This window comes from Brevibacterium aurantiacum, assembly GCF_003932995.1.
Taxonomy (GTDB): domain Bacteria; phylum Actinomycetota; class Actinomycetes; order Actinomycetales; family Brevibacteriaceae; genus Brevibacterium; species Brevibacterium aurantiacum.
Genome location: NZ_CP025333.1, coordinates 2,748,641 through 2,766,263 on the forward strand (window position 1 = coordinate 2,748,641; position 17,623 = coordinate 2,766,263).

Annotated in this window: 21 protein-coding genes; 7 read left to right on the forward strand and 14 right to left on the reverse strand. The window is 63.2% G+C overall.

From position 1 onward, the window contains the following. Positions 1-4 precede the first annotated feature (4 nt). Together CXR25_RS12640 and CXR25_RS12645 are read left to right on the forward strand one after the other, a co-directional pair. Positions 5-325, forward strand: coding sequence for a hypothetical protein (locus tag CXR25_RS12640; protein WP_125178234.1), 321 nt, complete (start codon positions 5-7; stop codon positions 323-325). 97 nt (positions 326-422) lie between these two features. Continuing rightward, positions 423-968: a hypothetical protein gene (locus CXR25_RS12645; protein WP_009885112.1), complete on the forward strand. Its 546-nt coding sequence runs from the start codon at positions 423-425 to the stop codon at positions 966-968. Here the strand turns inward: CXR25_RS12645 and mutM are convergent. The 7 genes from mutM to CXR25_RS12680 form a co-directional block, all read right to left on the reverse strand. Then, a complete protein-coding gene (gene mutM, locus CXR25_RS12650) occupies positions 959-1,882 on the reverse strand; it encodes a bifunctional DNA-formamidopyrimidine glycosylase/DNA-(apurinic or apyrimidinic site) lyase (RefSeq protein WP_009885113.1) in 924 nt (307 codons plus the stop codon). The two genes, CXR25_RS12645 and mutM, sit on opposite strands and share 10 nt — an antisense overlap. A gap of 10 nt (positions 1,883-1,892) precedes the next feature. Beyond that, positions 1,893-2,597, reverse strand: coding sequence for a ribonuclease III (gene rnc / locus CXR25_RS12655; protein ID WP_009885114.1), 705 nt, complete (start codon positions 2,595-2,597; stop codon positions 1,893-1,895). Between the two features lie 3 nt (positions 2,598-2,600). Next, the gene (rpmF, locus tag CXR25_RS12660) at positions 2,601-2,804 is read right to left on the reverse strand and encodes a 50S ribosomal protein L32 (RefSeq protein WP_009885115.1); all 204 of its coding nucleotides are present in this window, start codon (positions 2,802-2,804) and stop codon (positions 2,601-2,603) included. Between the two features lie 2 nt (positions 2,805-2,806). Beyond that, on the reverse strand, positions 2,807-3,325 hold the full coding sequence (locus CXR25_RS12665; RefSeq protein ID WP_009885116.1) for a YceD family protein: 519 nt from the start codon (positions 3,323-3,325) through the stop codon (positions 2,807-2,809). A gap of 121 nt (positions 3,326-3,446) precedes the next feature. Beyond that, positions 3,447-4,634 carry an MFS transporter gene (locus CXR25_RS12670; protein WP_009885117.1) on the reverse strand — a complete coding sequence of 396 codons (1,188 nt, stop codon included), beginning with the start codon at positions 4,632-4,634 and terminating at the stop codon, positions 3,447-3,449. Positions 4,635-4,637: 3 nt separating this feature from the next. Continuing rightward, positions 4,638-5,126: a pantetheine-phosphate adenylyltransferase gene (coaD, locus tag CXR25_RS12675; protein WP_096177867.1), complete on the reverse strand. Its 489-nt coding sequence runs from the start codon at positions 5,124-5,126 to the stop codon at positions 4,638-4,640. Beyond that, complete coding sequence (locus CXR25_RS12680; protein ID WP_125178236.1) at positions 5,123-5,884, reverse strand: GntR family transcriptional regulator; 762 nt, start codon at positions 5,882-5,884, stop codon at positions 5,123-5,125. Before CXR25_RS12680 ends, coaD begins: the two co-directional genes overlap by 4 nt. A 115-nt stretch (positions 5,885-5,999) precedes the next feature. Between CXR25_RS12680 and ehuB the strand changes: the two genes are divergently transcribed. The 4 genes from ehuB to ehuA are packed head-to-tail and all read left to right on the forward strand — an operon-like array spanning position 6,000 to position 9,139. Next, positions 6,000-6,881, forward strand: a complete 882-nt coding sequence (gene ehuB, locus CXR25_RS12685) for an ectoine/hydroxyectoine ABC transporter substrate-binding protein EhuB (protein ID WP_125240607.1) — start codon at positions 6,000-6,002, stop codon at positions 6,879-6,881. Between the two features lie 23 nt (positions 6,882-6,904). Continuing rightward, positions 6,905-7,708 carry an ectoine/hydroxyectoine ABC transporter permease subunit EhuC gene (gene ehuC / locus CXR25_RS12690; RefSeq protein WP_114384584.1) on the forward strand — a complete coding sequence of 268 codons (804 nt, stop codon included), beginning with the start codon at positions 6,905-6,907 and terminating at the stop codon, positions 7,706-7,708. After that, the gene (gene ehuD, locus CXR25_RS12695) at positions 7,705-8,364 is read left to right on the forward strand and encodes an ectoine/hydroxyectoine ABC transporter permease subunit EhuD (RefSeq protein WP_114384585.1); all 660 of its coding nucleotides are present in this window, start codon (positions 7,705-7,707) and stop codon (positions 8,362-8,364) included. The genes ehuC and ehuD overlap by 4 nt, the downstream gene beginning before the upstream one ends. Beyond that, entirely contained in the window at positions 8,351-9,139 is a 789-nt protein-coding gene (gene ehuA / locus CXR25_RS12700) for an ectoine/hydroxyectoine ABC transporter ATP-binding protein EhuA (RefSeq protein WP_114384586.1), read from the forward strand. Before ehuD ends, ehuA begins: the two co-directional genes overlap by 14 nt. 147 nt (positions 9,140-9,286) lie before the next feature. Here the strand turns inward: ehuA and CXR25_RS12705 are convergent, their stop codons facing one another. From CXR25_RS12705 to CXR25_RS12725, 5 genes are all read right to left on the reverse strand, one after another. Further along, positions 9,287-9,535, reverse strand: coding sequence for a hypothetical protein (locus tag CXR25_RS12705; protein ID WP_125178238.1), 249 nt, complete (start codon positions 9,533-9,535; stop codon positions 9,287-9,289). Then, positions 9,532-10,308, reverse strand: a complete 777-nt coding sequence (locus tag CXR25_RS12710; RefSeq protein ID WP_114384588.1) for an RsmD family RNA methyltransferase — start codon at positions 10,306-10,308, stop codon at positions 9,532-9,534. The genes CXR25_RS12705 and CXR25_RS12710 overlap by 4 nt, the downstream gene beginning before the upstream one ends. 88 nt (positions 10,309-10,396) lie before the next feature. Then, positions 10,397-12,544, reverse strand: a complete 2,148-nt coding sequence (locus CXR25_RS12715) for an ATP-dependent DNA helicase RecG (protein ID WP_069600468.1) — start codon at positions 12,542-12,544, stop codon at positions 10,397-10,399. Continuing rightward, positions 12,541-14,223 (reverse strand): DAK2 domain-containing protein, encoded by a 1,683-nt coding sequence (locus CXR25_RS12720; protein WP_069600469.1) that lies wholly within the window; start codon positions 14,221-14,223, stop codon positions 12,541-12,543. Before CXR25_RS12720 ends, CXR25_RS12715 begins: the two co-directional genes overlap by 4 nt. Before the next feature lies 1 nt (position 14,224). Further along, positions 14,225-15,313 carry a thiamine-phosphate kinase gene (locus CXR25_RS12725; protein ID WP_009882482.1) on the reverse strand — a complete coding sequence of 363 codons (1,089 nt, stop codon included), beginning with the start codon at positions 15,311-15,313 and terminating at the stop codon, positions 14,225-14,227. A gap of 32 nt (positions 15,314-15,345) precedes the next feature. Here CXR25_RS12725 and CXR25_RS12730 point away from each other — a divergent pair, with 32 nt between their 5' ends. After that, on the forward strand, positions 15,346-15,864 hold the full coding sequence (locus tag CXR25_RS12730; protein WP_081448534.1) for a DUF3515 domain-containing protein: 519 nt from the start codon (positions 15,346-15,348) through the stop codon (positions 15,862-15,864). Between the two features lie 7 nt (positions 15,865-15,871). Here CXR25_RS12730 and CXR25_RS12735 read toward each other — a convergent pair whose 3' ends face one another. Continuing rightward, positions 15,872-16,987 carry a D-alanine--D-alanine ligase family protein gene (locus CXR25_RS12735; protein WP_069600470.1) on the reverse strand — a complete coding sequence of 372 codons (1,116 nt, stop codon included), beginning with the start codon at positions 16,985-16,987 and terminating at the stop codon, positions 15,872-15,874. Between the two features lie 56 nt (positions 16,988-17,043). Continuing rightward, complete coding sequence (locus CXR25_RS12740; protein ID WP_009882479.1) at positions 17,044-17,577, reverse strand: YbhB/YbcL family Raf kinase inhibitor-like protein; 534 nt, start codon at positions 17,575-17,577, stop codon at positions 17,044-17,046. Positions 17,578-17,623: the final 46 nt, after the last annotated feature.

The window sequence follows — 17,623 nt, forward strand, 5'->3', positions numbered from 1 at the left end:
TCCCGTGCGCCTTGATGCTGTCGGAATCTCCCTGCGCGGCATCGGCCACATACCTTGGAGAGATCTTCGCGCCCCCGAACGCCGTTATGTGCCGGTCAAAAACGACATCGGGGGCCGATGCACCGTCATGCCGCTGACGCAGCGCGCTCAGGCCCGGGTACGCATGCAGCCCGGTGATTGGCAGCTGCGAGTCGGTCCCCGCCCGTACCTGAGCTTCGACCAGCCGTTCCTTCTCCTGCCCGGAGTCCAGGGCCTCAGTGAGGACGAGGTCGTTCGACTCTTCCACCATGTCTGGTCCACGTTCTCGACTGGGTACCAGCGCTGAGGGACGGTATGGGCTCAGGCGCCCATCCTGCCGCGCCGCTGACGTGAGAAGATAGCGCCGTGCGCCTGACGGATCAGCGGGAAGGAAGCGACGACGAATGAATACGATCATCCGAACCCACGGCGTGGTGTCACTCGTCGTCGGGTGGATGCTGACCGGCATGGGGATTCTGGCCATCGCGACGGTGATCATTCTTTCCGTATTCGTGGAGGACTGGATGATCATATTCCTCTTCGGTCCTGTCCTCCTGTTCATCGGTGCTGCAGTCAACTTCTGGATGGGGTCTAGGGCACGATTGGAGATCACTCCCGATCGCTTCATCTGGTGCGGATTCATCGGTCGAGCTCGAAGCATCGCCTGGCACGATGTGCACCGGATTGTGCGACCCCCGCCAGGTTCACCCCCACGTCTGGCCGCGGTCGCGCACCTCAGAGACGGCAGTTTCGTCGAGGTCACAGCCCTCTGGAAATCTCCTTCCTGGCCGACGACCTATCTCAGTCACCAAGACCACGGGCGCGCGCAGCAGGCCCTGATCGATGGGCACATCGCACACCTCAATCGGATGTCACGAGGTTCCCGGCAGCAGCATGGGCGACAGCAGCCCGGCTGGTCTCAGGGGCAGTCCGGCTCGCCTCAGCGGTAGCGGGGCGGCTTCTGGCAGTTCGGGCAGAAGTGGCTGCCACGTCCACCGATCGTCATCTTCTCGATCTCGGTCCCGCAGCGCACACATTCCTGGCCGCCGCGTCCGTAGACGAGCAAGGCACGGTCGAAGTAGCCGGATTCGCCGTTGACATTGACGTAGAGCGCGTCGAAGCTCGTCCCACCCACAGCCAGGGCATCGCTCATGACTCGTGTCGCGGAGTCGAGAACGGCGGCCAGACGGGACTTGCGCGTGCGAGCGGGAATCGCCAGGGGGTGGATTCCGGCGCGGAACAGTGCTTCGTCGGCATAGATGTTGCCGATGCCGCTGACCAGGGACTGGTCGAGCAGCGCTGATTTGACCACCGTCCGCTTACGAGCAAGCTGCTCGAGAGCGAGTCCGGGTTCGAAGGCCGGTTCCAGAGGATCGGCTGCAATGTGATTCGCCGAGGCGGGCACGAGCCGACCATAGGCATGCACCAGTGGCTGTACGCCGAGATGGCCGAAGATCCGCTGATCGATGAAGCGCAGCTGAAGGCTCTCACTCCCCCGCTCAAGGCGAAGGATTGCCCGGGTATGTCGGTGGATCTCGTCAGCGGCATCGTGGACGCGCAGCTGTCCGCTCATGCCGAGGTGGACGAGCAGGCTGAGTTCGGGGGCAGCCGGCTCGGCGGCCGGGCCGGCCCCGAGGTCCTCCCCCAATGTCAGCCACATGAACTTGCCGCGACGTTCGGCAGCGATGATCCGGCGACCGGTGACAGCGGCGATGAACCCGTCGACGGCGGAAGCATCGATGCGACGCTGGGATGTCGTTCCCAGGATTCGGGGGTCGATCACCTCGGCGCCGGTGATGGTGGTGCCGGCAGTCCATTCATGGACGCCCACACGGACGCTCTCGACCTCGGGAAGCTCAGGCATCAGGAATGCCTCAGCGCGTGTAGTCCGGGTAGATGGTGCGGATGGCCTTGACGGCGACTTCCGCTGCTGCCGCTTCGGCGTTCTTCTTCGAGGATCCGTCGCCGGTGCCCCAGCCGTTGGCACCCAGAAGGGCGGTGGCGGTGAAGACCATGGCGTGGTCGGGTCCCGAGGACACGATCTCGTAGCTCACAGCACCCAGGTCAAGGTCGGCCGCTGCTTCCTGCAGGGTCGTCTTGTAGTCCATTCCGGCACCAAGATTCACAGCGTCGGAGAGCATCGAATCGATGAGTCGGTGGACGAATGCGAAGGCCTCTTCACGTCCCCGGGCGACAAAGGTCGCGCCGATGAGGGCTTCGACGGTGTCGGCGAGGATCGAGTCCTTGTCGCGTCCGCCGGTGAGCTCTTCGCCCTTGCCCAGAAGTATGTGGGGGCCGATGCCGTGCCTGCGCGCGATCGACGCCAAGGCTCGGGTATTGACCACGGCGGAGCGCATCTTGGCCAGTGAGCCTTCGGCCAGATCCGGGTTGTCGTAGTACAGCGACTCGGTGGCCACGAGGCCCAGGACGGAGTCGCCGAGGAATTCGAGGCGCTCGTTCGTGGGAATGCCGCCGGCTTCGAAAGCGAAGGAGCGGTGAGTTAAAGCGAGACGAAAAGTCTCGGGATCAATATCGATCCCGAGACTCTTCTGCAGTTCTGCTGTGGTGTCAGTGTCCACAGGTCAGACGTCAGCGACCTTGCGTCCCTTGTATTCAAGGAACAGCGGGGTGCCGGCTGCGTCTTCGACAACTTTGGCCTGGTGAGGGCGCGAGTACACAACGCGACCGTTCTCCACAGTCTTGACCAGGCTAGGAGCCTGTGCCTTCCACTGCGAACGACGGTGGCGGGTGTTGCTGCGCGACAATTTACGCTTTGGAACAGCCACGTCTAGCTCTCTTTCTTCTCATCCAACAAACTCTTCAATGATGCGAACGGCGAATCCGCTTCGCTCTCGTCCACCTCGAGGTCTTCCCCCACGGTGAAGCTGAACTCTTCGCTTTCGTCCTTTGACGGACTGAACGGAAGAGCCATTACGACAGCGTCTCGAATCGCGGGCTCGAGGTCGAGCTGATCGCGGTCGATGACATAGGAATCCTCGTCGCCCTCGGCCTGCTCATAGACGTACATCTCTTGGATGTCGACATCTATAGGCAACTCGATTTCGTCGAGAGTCCTTACATCTTCGCCGCGGGCCGTGGCCGAGACTGAGCCCGACACGTAGATTCCCTCTGACACGCTTTCGAACATCAGCTCGAGTGCCAGTGGTGAACCTTCTGCGACCCCGATCACTTCGATCTTGAGATCCGCCGGAGCAGACAGGGTGGTGTTCACCCGTTCCCATTCACCAGGATGACCGAGCAATCCCATCGACCTGAGATCGTAGACGAACTCAGACTGCTTCTTCATGCTCACTCCTCCTTTACGTGATTGAGGATGCTTACTCCTGCGTTCACACGCGACTCACCATTCTAGTCATCATCGCCGGTCATTACCAATCGAGCCTGCGAAGTTGCACAGGTGTTCCTGGTCACCATTTCTCGCGGTGATTGCGCAGCGTCACCCCACCGGCGGCCAAGAGCAGCGCACCGGAGATCGTAAAGACGATGCCCGAGCCCGCGATGAGGGTGAGCAGGGACGCCGCCGAGGGGATTGCGACTTGGCTGAGTCGGTTGCCGGCGAGCCGGATAGAGAGGACCGCGGCACGGTTGGCCGGGTCCGACAGGGTCGAGACCCAGGTCATCGTCAGCGGCTGCGTGAGCCCGAAGCAGAACCCGGAGATGAGCAGCAGGATCGCCAGCGCCCAAGGCTGAGTGAAGACGGGGATGAGGATGATGCAGACCCCTGCCAGCGCCGAGGCGGTCCACAGGAGCGAGAGATTGTGCCATCTGCGGGTCAGCACCCCGATGATGAGCCGCGAGATGACCGAGGCGAGCGTGCGCAGGGTCAGCAGCCAGGTCACCGTCGTCACCGACAATCCGTTCTGCTGACCGATGAGCGGCAGATAGGCCGTCATCAGGTCCACGGCCGCCAGCGTGGTCATCGAGGCGAGGATCGCGGGCTTCATTCCCCGGATCGAGAGCAGAGACCAGGGCGTGCGGGCGTCCTTGGCCGCATCGGCGCGGGAGACGTGCGGTGTGCGCCCGCGGAGCATGACGATGACCGCTGCGACCAGTGTCAGCGCGGAGACCCCGGTCATGAACCACAGGGCACCGACGATGTGCGGTGACCCGTCGGTCGAATCCGCGATCATGCCGGCCACAGGCAGACCGATCGTCTGACCGATCGAGACGCCGAGCGTGAGAAAGCCGAACTTCGACGTCAGGGCCGAGGCCGGGAAGCTCTGCGGGATCAGCGCTTGGGAGGCCACGGTCGTCAGCAGCTGACCCAGGCCCAGGCTCATCGTGGCGATGAGCAGAACGCCGAGGTTGGGCGCCAGCGCGGCGAGACCGACGGGCACGATCGAGAGGATCGTCCCCGTCCACAGCACAGCTGTGGCATAGCCGCGATCGACGAGTCTGCCGACGAAGAGCGCAGTGAGCAGCGGGACAAGTGAGTAGCAGGCGGTCATGAGACCGAGAACGACACCGCTGCCGCCCAGCTCCAGAGTTCGATAGGAGATGAGGACGCGCACACCGTTGTAGGTCGCGTGCGCGATCACGGTGTGGAAGATGAGGCCGAGGAACCATGCCCTGGAGGAGGAAGAGGGAATCGGCATGCCTCAGCGGCTGGCGTTCAGCGCCGACAGCACCGCATCCGGCACCAGACCCGTGATGTCTCCCCCGCCGGAGTGGACTTCCTTGATGAGTGAGGACGAGACGTGTTCGTACTCGGGATTCCCCGGAACGAAGATCGTCTCGAGCTCGCTCAGATGCTTGTTCATCAGCGCCATCGGCAGCTCGTAGGCGAAGTCCGTGCCCGAGCGCAGCCCTTTGACCACGGCAGGTGCGCCGATGGAGGTGCAGTAGTCGACGAGGAGGCCCCCGGCGACGGTGTCGATGGTGACGTTCTTCGCGCCTCGGGTCCGCTCGTCCTCGTCGAGTGAGCGGCGGATGAGATCGGCGCGAACCTTCGGGTCGAAGCGTCCGGACTTCTTCGGATTGTGCACGACGGCCACGACCACCTCGTCGAAGAGTCGGGCACTGCGGGCGATGACATCGAGATGACCCATGGTGATCGGGTCATAGGAACCGGGGCAGACAACCTTCATGGCTTCATCGTATCTCTCAGCTGCGACCACTGGTCGTCGACAGGCTCGTCGAGGTCCTCGGCCCTGACGGTGACAGCCTCGGGTTCCGTCAGCGGATTGTGCAGACGGGATGCGGCGCAGCTCATGACTCTGCCCACGATCGCCAGCGACAGCTGCTCGTCACCGGCTGCGATCGCCTCGGCGAGCTCCCGGTGCGTCTCGATGAGGTCACACCTGACCTCGTAACCGCGCGGATCGGAGAGCGAGAGCAGACGAGTGTGGACCATGGAGACCTTCATCAGGTCACTGAGTCTGACGGACCCGGAGCAAGCGATGATCGAGTGGTGGAAGTCGAGGTCGGCATCGCCGATGGTGCGCGCCGTGTTCTCCGTGATCGCCTCCTCCAGCCTGGCCAGCGCCTGGTGGATGCGGGCGATCGGCTTGCCCGATCGGATCACGATCTTCACAGCCTGGGCTTCGATGGCCTCGCGGACCGCATAGACGTCGTCGATGTCATCGGTGCTCATCCGCTTGACCCAGACTCCGCGGCCGGGCGCATGCGTCATCACTCCTTCGCTGACGAGGCGCTGCAGAGCCTCCCGCAGTGATGGTCGGGAGACGACGAGGAGCTCGGCCGTGCGGACTTCGTTGATGGACTGCCCCGGCGCCAACGAGCCGCTGTAGATGGCGTTTCTGATCTGGTCGGCGATGAGGTCGATCGTCGAGGAGCGGATGACCTTGCGCAGGACAGGGAGCTCCGAGGTCGGGGGTGAAGGCATATCACGATCATATAACGTTGTCTGACAGTGTGACATCCGGACAACAAAAGTATTGAATAGTGTTCTTGAGACGCATGTCAAGAAGATGTGTCAACGCACTAAGAAAGGGACAGCTATGAAAGCCATCAAGGGGCTAGCCGCCGCGACCTCGATCCTCGCTCTGACACTCACCCTGGGGGCTTGCAGTGGCAGCGATTCCGACAAGAGCACCCTCCAGAAGGCCGTCGACGACGGAAAGATCACCGTCGGCTTCGCCGGTGAAGCTCCGTACAGCTTCGAAAAGGACGGCGAGCTCCAAGGAGCGTCGGTCGCCATGGCAAAAGCAGTCTTCAAGGAACTCGGTGTCAAAGACGTCGAGGGCGTCAACACCGAATTCGGTTCGCTGATCCCTGGACTGAACGCCGACCGCTTCGGGGCGATCTCCGCCGGAATGTCCATCCTCCCCAAGCGGTGCAAGCAAGCCTCTTTCGGCGATCCCGAGTTCATGTACACCACTGCTCTGATGACCAAGAAGGGCAAGCAGGACGGCCTGAAGACCATCGATGACGTGAAGAAGAAGGACCTCAAGCTCGCGACCATGACTGGTGCCGTGGAGTCAGACTATGCCAAGTCTCTCGGCATGAAATCGCAGAAAGTCGGCACTCCGCAGGACGGCATGGACGCCGTGACCACAGGCCGCGCAGACGTCTTCGCACTGACCGCCATCTCGCTCAACTGGATGGAGAAGAACAACGAGGACGCAGACGTCGAGGTCGGCGAATCCTTCGTCCAGGAGATCAAGGGAGTCCCGCAGATCGGTGCCGGTGCCACGGTCTTCCGCACCGATGACACCGAGCTCCGCGACAAGTGGAACGAAAAGCTCGACGAAATCGTCTCCGATGAGAGCAAGTACCTCGATGTCGTCGGTGACTTCGGCTTCACGAAGGAAGAGCGTCCTGACGGTGAGATCACGACCGACCAGCTGTGCAAGGGCGAGCTGCCCACAGCCAAGTCCTGATCGAGCCATAGGCACTTCCGATCATGACTGATAATTTCACGACGTTGCTGAATTTCCTCCCACAGCTGTGGGAGGGAATTCAGACAACGCTCATCCTCACCATCGCCGGCTCGATCGGCACCATCATCATCGCGCTCATCCTCGGCCTCGCGATGACCTCCCCCCACGCCTGGGTGCGCATCCCTGCCAGAATCATCGTCGAGTTCTTCCGTGGCACTTCACTGCTCGTCCAGATCTTCTGGCTCTTCTACGTCTTACCACTCCTTGGCGTCGATCTTGATCCCATGATGTGCGGTATCGGTGCCCTGGCCCTCAACTATGGGGCCTACTCCGCCGAGGTTGTCCGGTCATCGATCAAAACAGTCAACCAAGGCCAGTGGGAGGGTGCCATCGCACTCAGCCTCTCCCCCACCAGACGAATGGTCCGCGTCATCTTCCCCCAGGCCTGGGCCCTGATGATTCCGTCACTGGCGACGCTGCTCATCCAGCTGCTCAAAGGCACGGCCGTGGTCTTCTTCATCACGCTCAGCGACCTTACGGACAAGATCCAACAACTGCGTCAGTCAACGGGCGACACCATCTTCGCTTTCACCGTCGGTCTCCTCATCTACTTCGTCATCGCCTGGCTGATCCAGGAAGGCATGAACCTCCTCGAACGCCAAGCCACCAAACGCCTCGGACGCAGACGCCCGAACTCCCGAAGCGATCGACGAGATGCTCGTCGCGATGCTCGTACAGCAGCCAAGCGCGACACCGGCGCTAGCGCCGGTAACTCGAACATAGCCGGCCCGAACGCCGGGAACGTCGGATACGGAGGTCCCCTGTGATCTGGAACTGGGAATTCGCCGCCGAAGCGCTGCCGATCCTCCTCCGCGGATTCGTCAACACCCTCATCGCCACCGTCGTCGGCACCATCATCGCCGCGATTCTGGGCCTCCTCATCGCCGTGGCGATCCGCACACTGCCCCGCTGGATCAACTGGCTGGTCAGACTGCTCGTCGCCTTCGTCCGCAACACGCCGCTGATCGTGCAGCTGATGTTCGTCTACTTTGCGTTCTCGGACCTCCCCGGCTTGAAGAGCATTCCGGCGCTTGTCATCGGCTGCATCGTCATCGGCATCCACTATTCGACGTACATGTCAGAAAGCTACCGTGCGGGCATCGATTCGGTGCCTCCGGGACAGCACGAGGCCGCCACGGCATTGTCCCTACCGCCGGTGCGCACATTCACCGCTGTCGTGCTCCCGCAGGCGCTGCGCGCCACGATCCCGTCATTGGGCAACTATGCCGTGGCGATGTTCAAGGACACCCCGTTCCTATTCGCGATCTCGGTGGTCGAACTCGTCAGCTCGGCGAAGGACTTCGGCGGTTCCACGTTCGCCTACACGGAAGCTTTCACTCTGGCCGGGTTCATCTTCCTGGCCGCCAGCTACCCGACATCCCTGCTCATCCAACGATTGGACAAGCGCCTTGCCACCTACTGAGAACACCACATCAAGCCCGGCCATCGAGTTCAAAGACGTGGAGAAGTCCTTCGGCCCGACCACCGTCCTCAAGGACCTCAACTTCTCCGTCGCCCCCGGCGAGCGTGTGACCCTCATCGGGCCCAGCGGCTCCGGCAAGACGACGATCCTGCGTCTGGTCATGACCTTGGAGGAGCTGACCGGCGGCTACATCTTCGTCGACGGCAAGCCGCTTACCCATACTGAGAAGAACGGGAAACGCGTCGAACTGCCGTCGAAGACGACGCGCGCCATGACGACGCGGATCGGCATGGTCTTCCAGCAGTTCAATCTCTTCCCCAATATGACGGTGCTCGAGAACATCATCGAGGCTCCCGTCCATGTGCTCGGCCAGAGCAAGGCCGAAGCTGTCAAAGAGGCGAAGTCTCTGTTGGAGAAGGTCGGACTCGGCGAGAAAGCCGATGAGCATCCCTCCCGCCTCTCCGGCGGACAGCAGCAGCGCGTGGCCATCGCTCGAGCATTGGCGATGAGCCCGGAGATCCTCCTCCTCGACGAGGTGACCTCCGCACTCGATCCCGAGCTTGTCGGAGACGTGCTCGGCGTCCTCCGCGATATCGCGGAGACAACCGACATCACGATGCTTCTGGTCACCCACGAGATGCAGTTCGCCCGCGAAGTCTCACACCGAGTGATGATGTTCGACGGCGGTCAGGTGCTTGAAGAGGGTCCACCAGACCAGCTCTTTAACAACCCACAGCATGAGCGGACACGTACGTTCCTCTCAAGCGTGCAGTAGCCCCACGTTCAGCAGAGGCCCACCGGAGTCGCACTCCGGTGGGCCTCGCTGTCTCTCATCCGGCGGCAGCACCTGCGGCGGGACTCGTTCGGTGGCAGCACCTGCGGCGAGACTTCAACCAGCAGGTCTCAGCTCTTCTCGCGTGCTTCAGCGGCGGATGCGGCGCACGAGCCGCCAGATTCTCATGATCACGGTAATACCGATGAGCACCACGGCAACCCAGAACAGGATGTCAGTGGGCCCGGCCCGGAAGATTTCAGATCGGCCCACTGGTTCTGCAGCATCCGCATCCGACAGACTCCTCAGCCATTTGAGTGCGAACCAGAAGAGCAGCAGAGCCACTCCGCACGCGGCGAACACCCAGGGTGTGCGGTACCAGGGACGGCGATCGCTCACGCCGACTCGTCCACTGCCGCTGTGTCCGACTCTTCAGACGTGCCCTTGAGCTGGACGAAGTACAAAGCGGTCTCGCCGAAGGTCTTCGAACGAAAGATCTCAAGGGCCGCTGGCATCGTCGGTTCGGGTGCACGTGATGCCCGCTCGACTACGACGATGGATTCCATGTCGAGGAGCCCGGAGAGCCTGCCCAGAATCTGAGTCACAGCGTCCTCTCCCAGCGGATACGGCGGATCCATGAACACCAGGTCGAAGATGCGACCATCACCATCGTCCAGGTCGCTTCGTGCCTCCAGCACCTCGCCGTCCAGAACCTCATCGAGCCCGTCACCGTGCTCCGCTCCCCCACTGTGGCCCTCAGGCTGCAGCTTCACCTCGGGCCCTCGCTGCACCACAGCCTGCTGCCCCGAAGCCTGCTGCCCCGACATCTGCTGCTTCGGGACACGCTGGGAGCTGAGGAAAGACACGACATCCGAGGAATGGATCCGAGTCGAGTGATCGATTCCGAGCTTCGCGGCATTCGCCTCGACCGCACGGGCAGAGGCACCGGCCGAATCGACGAAATCGACTTCGGCGGCACCCCGCGACATGGCTTCGAAGCCCAGTCCACCGGACCCGGCGAAGAGATCGAGAACGTTCGCGGCCTGCAGCACCCCGTAGCCGTCGAGCATGGAGAAGAGTGATTCCTTGACTCGATCCGAGGTCGGGCGGGTGTTGGACCCGCCCGGTGCGACGAGCTTGGAACCTTTGTACGCACCAGCGATGATTCTCATTGCGGCTCCTCCTCATGAGAGTGGTTCGACAGCACACGAAGGCTTGTCTTCTCACAGTAGCGCGACATCAGCTCACAGCAACGCGACATCAGCTCGCCTCGATGAAGTGAGCCGACTCTGCGGGCAGAACCCTGTTGATGAAGGCCCGCAGAGCAGGCAGTGCACTCAGGTCGGGGTCGACGGAGATGATCTTCTCCGCGATGGTTCTCGCCTCTTCGACGATCGGTGCATCCCGGAGAATGGACAGGTGCTTCAATGACGACCCTCCCCACTGTGAGGACCCGAGCACATCGCCTTCTCCCCTGGTGCCGAGGTCGTATTCGGCAAGAGCAAAGCCGTCGAGGGTGCCCGCGACCTCGCTGAGTCGCTCGAAGCTCTCATCGACTTCAGGCACGTCGGTGAGCAGGAAGCACATGGCCGCACTGCCATCGCGTCCGACGCGTCCGCGCAGCTGATGGAGCTGAGCGACGCCGAAGCGCTCCGCCTCGAAGATGACCATCATGGTGGCCCGAGGGACGTCGACGCCCACCTCGACGACGGTGGTGGAGACCAGGATGTCGGTCTCGCCGGAGACGAATGCCGCCATCGTCCGGTCCTTCTCCGCCGGAGACATCCGACCGTGAAGAAGCGCAGTCGAACGTGAGCGGAGCTCATCGGAGTTCTGCAGAAAGTCCTTCAGGTCCTCAATTCCCTTTCGGGCGCCGATCACATCACCCGTCTCAGGGTCTTCGATGTCGGAGGGCTCGATGCGCGGGAAGACCACGAAGGTACCTCGCCCGTTCTCGGCCGCCTCGTCGATGAGCTGAAGGACTCGGCCCAACCAGTTGGGATGGTCGCCCAGGGAGACAGCGTGAGTGGTGATGTCCTTGGTACCGGCAGGCATCTCATCGAGGGTGGAGACATCGAGGTCGGCGAAGACCGTCATCGCCACGGTGCGTGGAATCGGAGTCGCGGACATCACGAGGGTGTGCGGAACCTTGAGCCCTGCCTTCGCCCGCAGCGCCTCCCGCTGCTCGACACCGAACCGATGCTGCTCATCGACGACGATGAGGCCCAAGGTGTCGAACATCGTCGTATCCGACATCAGGGCATGCGTGCCCACGACGATGTCGATCTGGCCGGTGGCGAGGTCGAGTGCCAGCTGTTTGCGTTCCCGGGCCGGCATCGACCCCGTCAGCAGCGCCACCCGCACCTGATCATCACTCGAAAGCAGAGGACTCAAAGCCATCTGATCGCCGAGGAGGGTCTCAATGGAGCGGAAATGCTGAGTGGCAAGGACCTCAGTGGGGGCAAGCATCGCGGCCTGGGCTCCCGAATCGACGGCCGTGAGCATCGCCCGCAGCGCCACGACGGTCTTGCCGGAGCCGACGTCGCCGTGGAGCAGCCGATGCATCGCAGTCTTCCGGCCCATGTCCGCTTCGATCTCCTCACCGACCCGCAGCTGAGAGGCGGTGAGGTAGAAGGGAAGGCTGTTGTCGAACCGCTCACTTCTGGCTCCGACGTTGAGCAGCGGGGTGGCCTCGAGCTTTTCGTAGTCGGCCTTGCGGGAGACGAACTCCGCCTGCAGGGCGAGCGCCTCTTCCCATTTCCACCGCTGCTTGGCTTTCTCTGTTGCCGCCGCTGACCTGGGCCGATGCATGTCATTGAGGGCGGTGCGCAGGTCCGGCAGGTCGAGGTTCTCTCGCATGGCAGTCGGCAGCGGGTCCTCAAACTCGTCCGGGCCGGCGACATCGAGGAGGACCTTGATGGCCTTCCACAGTCGCGTCTGCGCGATGCCCTTGACTCGTGAGTACACGGGGAACGGGGAATTGAGGTCCTCCGGCGTCCATTTCTCATCGTGTTCGTCACGGTTGAGCCAGGTCGGTGAGTTCAGGGTCAGCTGCCCGCGATACTCCTCGACCTTCCCGGCGAAGACGACGGTGAGTCCGGGCACCAGCTGGCTGTCCAGCCAGCGCTGGTTGAAGAAGGCGATCTTCATCGACTGCTGCCCATCGTGGACGATCACATCGGTGATGGTGCCGCGACGCTTCTGCATGCGCCTGGTGTCCACCGAGATGACCTCAGCCTGCAGGATCGCGGTTTCGCCCAGCGGGAGCCCGCCCAGGGGCGTCTTCTCGCCGGGTACGAGGAATCTGCGTGGGAAGAAGCGGAAGAGATCCGCCACCGAGGTGATCCCCCGCTTCTTCAGCGCACCGCGGTCACGTGCGGTGAAGTAGTCCTCAAGGCGGGCGCTCATTCGACTCCCATGATGAGCAGCGTGGCCCGGTCCCTCGAATCGATGTCCTGGAACCGCACCTGGGCATGCGACTTCCGGATCCAGTCCCGCAGGTGCGAGAGGACGTCAGAGGCGCAGCCGGGACCGTGGACGACGGTGAGGAGCTCTCCCCCGGCACCCAGGAGACGATCAGCGAGCTTCTCGACCAGGGTCGTGAGTTCCGTGCTCTGAGTCTTCACCTTCCCGTCGATGAACACCCGATAGAACTGGGAGGGATGGGAGAGCGGAATCCTGCGCACCCCCACCGTTGCAGAGTCAGACGCAGTGCCAGAGTCCGGCGTAGAGTCTGGGCTCGAACTCGCACCAGGGGCGTCATCGATGACCGGCAGAGCACCAGTGGGCGGGTTGAGGGCAAGCTGTTCGGCGGAGACGATGGTGCCCACGCGGGTGCCGGCAGCAGCCTCCGTCATATCCGCAAAGATCTCCCCGGACGGGGCGAAGGGATCATAGACCGCGAGTGCTGAGAGCAGAGTGGCAACATTGCGGGAGCGCACCACCTGCGCACCGGAGACCTGTCCCAGTGCTTTCAGGACGGTCGTCGAACTGGGGACGACGATGACCTCACGTTCCTCCTCAGCAATGATGTCCCTGGTCATGGCCCGCACATCACCGGAATCGGGTGACAGGGCGCTTGCCCCGTTGAGCGCGCAGTGCATGAGGAGTCCGGTGCCGGAGACGATGGCCACCAGATGGGTTTCACCCTCTTCCTCGTGCAGACGCAGGTCTTCCATGTCCAGACGGACGATGCCGAAGCCGGCGAGGTGGTCGAGAACGGTCACGGCAGTGGCCTCGTCGGCGACGTGGACGTGAACCTTGGGTCCGTTGATGACGATCGAGGTTCCACCCAACTCATCGAGCGCCTCGGCGAGGGTGGATGTCGTCTCTTCGGAATCGGTCGATGCCGGGGAAGAAGCCAGGATGGCAACGATCTCGAGTTCATCGGCACTGGCCTGATGGACGATCCGTGGAGACCTGGTGACTTCGCCGAGCATCGAATCCTGCGGCGTCCTGCCGGTGACAGTGGCGTAGAGGAGGTCGAAGAGTTCCACGATCCCCGTCGATCCGGCGTCGACGACCTCGGCTTCGCGGAGCACGGGCAGCTGCCCGGTGGTCTCGCGCAGTGCCGATCGGGAGCGCAGCCGCACAGCGGAGATGAGTTCGATGAGGTTCGCCCCGTCTTCGGCCTTCTCAGCTGCCTCAGTGGCCATGGCATCAAGCACGGTGAGCATGGTCCCGTCGACGGGCCGGGCCACGGACTGCCGGGCCCTGGCGGAGGCGAGTTCGAGGGCTTGAGCCATGGCCTCGGGCGTCGCCACTGTCACCCCGTCCAGGGCATCGGCGACGCCTTGGAGTGCGACAGCGAGGATGAGTCCGGAGTTTCCGCGGGCGCCGCGTCCTGCGCCCTCGGCTAGTGCAGCGACGACCTGGGGCAGCGTGACGGGCCCGGTCAGCTCTTCGACGGCCAGATACGCGGCGCGCAGCGTGTGGTACATATTCGTGCCGGTGTCACCGTCGGGGACGGGGAAGACGTTGAGTTCGTCGATTTCGACGCGTTCCTTGCGCAGTCGATCAACGGCTCGCCGAGCCCACCTGGCGGCCAGACGCCCATTGAGGCCGATGGCTTGATTGGGTCCGCTCATGTCACTTCCCGAAATGGCTGAAGCCGCTCGTCGGCACCGGTGCGCCGTCGAGAGTGACCCCGCTGCCGTCTCTCATCTCTCCGATTCTCCGCCAGCCTACCGGAGGCGTGTCGAACTGCGCCGACGACGCGACGAAGCCGTGGTCCTCTCCTCCGTTGAGCACCCAGTGCAGCGCCAATTCCTCGGCCTTGTCGGTACTTCCGGCCGCTTGAGTGCCGGAGCTCCTGGCCACCAGGTGCCGAGCTGCTGGCAGCAGCGGGTCGATGAGCTCCTGGAGTGCAGTTCGGTCGATGCAGGCGTGGACTCCCGAGGCTGCCGCCACCCGTCCCAGGTCCGTGCTCAGACCATCGGAGACATCGATCATCGCCGAGGCTGCCCTCATCTCAAGGACGGCCGCGTAGTCCGGCTGCGGGGCCAGTTGAGTGTTGATGAGTTCGGTGAGGCTCGTCCCCGGCTGAGGATCATCCTGGCCGACGTCTGCGTTTGGGTCGACACCGGCGAAGAGGAGATCCAGTCCGGCGGCCGCGCGACCGATGGTCCCGGCCAGGTAGATCGAGTCCCCAGGCTGCGCCCCAGCACGGGTGATCGCTGCGCCTGATCCGTGGGTTCCTGCAGACGAAGCAGCAGTACCAGTACCAGAACCACCGACGGTGCCCAAGGCAGTGATCGCGACGACGATGAGACCTGAGGAGGAGAGGTCTCCGCCGATGATCGGGATCTCGCAGCCAAGTGCTTCACCGGCACGGGCCGCCTCGGCGACGATGCCGGCGAAGAGAGCCTCGAGGTCCTCGATCTCCGTCGAATTCGGCACGGCCAGCGACACGAGCAGCCCGTGCGGTTTCGCGCCCATGACGCACACGTCGGAGAGGTTCTGTGCGGCGGCCTTGGTGCCCAGTCGAGACCAATCGAGCCAGGTGCGGGTGAAATCCTCGTTCTCCACGAGCATGTCGGCCGTCGACACCAGGTTGCCGTCCACCGCAGTCACGGCGGCATCGTCCCCGGGTCCGATGATCACCTGCGAACCGCTGCGATTGTGAGAGAGGATACGTTCGAGCACGTGTGATTCGCCAAGTTCGGACAGTCGGGTCATGACTCCAGGTTATCGGGAGATACGGTAGTTGTATGAGATCTCGTCGCCTCCGCCCGTCGCCTCGAACGTCGCCTCGGAAGACGCGCACTTTCGCCCTCGCAGCCGTTGCCACAGTGTTGGCCGGTGTGAGCCTGGCCGGATGCGAGCGAACCGTCGTCGTCGAGCCTGCGCAGGACGCACAGAACCCCAAATGCGCCGACATCATGCTGCGCCTGCCCGATGAGATCGCCGGCCAGAAATCACGCACAACCTCTTCCCAGGGCACGAAGGCCTGGGGAGATCCAAACATCGCGGTCATCCGCTGCGGAGTCACCCCACCCGGACCGACCACGGATCAGTGTGTGAGTGTGAGCAGCGTCGACTGGATCTCGAAGGCCTCCGATGAAGACGACACCTGGGTGTTCACCAGCTACGGACGCACCCCGGCCGTCGAAGTCCTCGTCAACCGCAAGGCCGAATCGGGCAACAATGTGCTCGCGGCCATCTCACCGGCCCTGACGGCCGTCAAACCCGAGGCCAAGTGCGTGGGAGCCCAAGACCTCGAAGGCTGAGCAGCCCTCAGTGGGTGCGGGCGTGATCAACCAGGGCGATGGTGATGAGCTCTGAGATGAGCGCCGGGTACTCGATCCCCGACTTCGACCACATGAATGGGTACGCCGAGGTGGGGGTGAATCCCGGGAGGGTGTTGATCTCGTTGATGAGGACCTCACCGGCATCCGTGACGAAGGTGTCGACACGGGAGAGCCCGGTGCAGTCGAAGAGACGGAACACCTGGGCCGAGAGCTCCTGGATCCGCGCCGTCGTCGTCTCATCGACACGAGCCGGGCAGGTCAGCTGGGCATCGGCAAGGTTGAGGTATTTGGCTTCGAAGTCATAGAACGAGTGTTCGCCGGAAACCTCGATCTCCCCGGGGAACGAGACCCGAACCTCACGGTCGTGGACAGAGCCGAGCACCGCGCATTCGATCTCCCGGCCGACGACCTGCGGCTCGACGATGACCTTCGAGTCATGCTCGAAGGCCGAACGCAGCGCCTGATCCAGCCCTTCGGCGGATTCGACGCGGCTGACACCCATAGAGGACCCGGCACGGGCAGGCTTGACGAACACAGGCAACCCCAGACCGGTGATCCGGTCCTGGGCCTCGGCCTGGTCGGCCTCCCACATGGTTTCGGTCACGAGCTCCCAGGGACAGGTCGGAATCCCGGCATGGGCCATCAGGGATTTCGTGTAGTGCTTGTCCATGCTCGCCGCCGAGGCGAAGACCCCGGAGCCGACGAAGGCCGTGTCGCTGAGTTCGAACAGTCCCTGCAGGGTCCCATCCTCCCCGTACTGCCCGTGCAGGAGCGGGAAGTAGACGTCAACCGATCCGAGTTCGCTGTAGTTTCCCTCGGCGTCCCGCTGCAGCAGGGGCGAACCCTGAGCTGAGATCGGCGGAATGATCTCGGTTCCGTTGTCGACAACCTCGGGCATATTGTCCGGGTCGAAGGCCATCGTCGACCAGTCTTCGACGATGCGCCAGACGCCGGCCTTCGTGATGCCGATCGGCAGTACACGATAGGCGTCGTCGTCGATGGCCCGGATGACCCCGGCAGCAGTGACGCAGCTGACGGCATGTTCGCTCGATCGTCCGCCGAAGAGGACTGCGACGAGTGGCCGGTGATCAGATTCAGGCATAGAAATCCTTGGTCGTTAGCGCGCGTGACCGTTTGTACGGACTGGAAAACTCTAGCTCACTTGAGCTCGAACGTGCATTCCAGGGATGCACGGGCGATGCCCTTGAAGAACATGTTGAATCCGGCGAAGGCCGGTGATGCAGATTCGTCAAGACCCAGAGGCTCCGCCAGAGCAGTGACGATGAAGAAGTAGCGGTGCGGTCCGTGGCCCTGGGGTGGTGCGGCACCGACGAAGCGAGGTTCGCCCGCATCGTTGCGCAGCGTCACCGTTCCGGCCGGAAGCAGGTCCGCCGAGGGGTCGCCGGCGTTGGCGGGCAGGCTGGTCGTCGAGGCGTCGAGATCGGTCACGACCCAGTGCCAGAAACCGGAGCCGGTGGGTGCGTCCGGGTCGTAGCAGGTCACGGCGAAGGCCTTGGTCTCTTCGGGGAAGCCCGACCATGACAGCTGCGGCGAGACGTCCTGACCGCCGTCGACGCCCATCGCACCCGAGAGCTGTGGTCCGGTCAGTTCGCCCCCGGCTTCGATATCCGTGCTGGTGAGGGTGAAGCTGGGGACATCGGAAAGGTTGTAGAACGGTGAGTTGACGCTCATGTCTGCTCCTAGTCGTACGAGATGATTCGGTACTGGACAGCCCGAG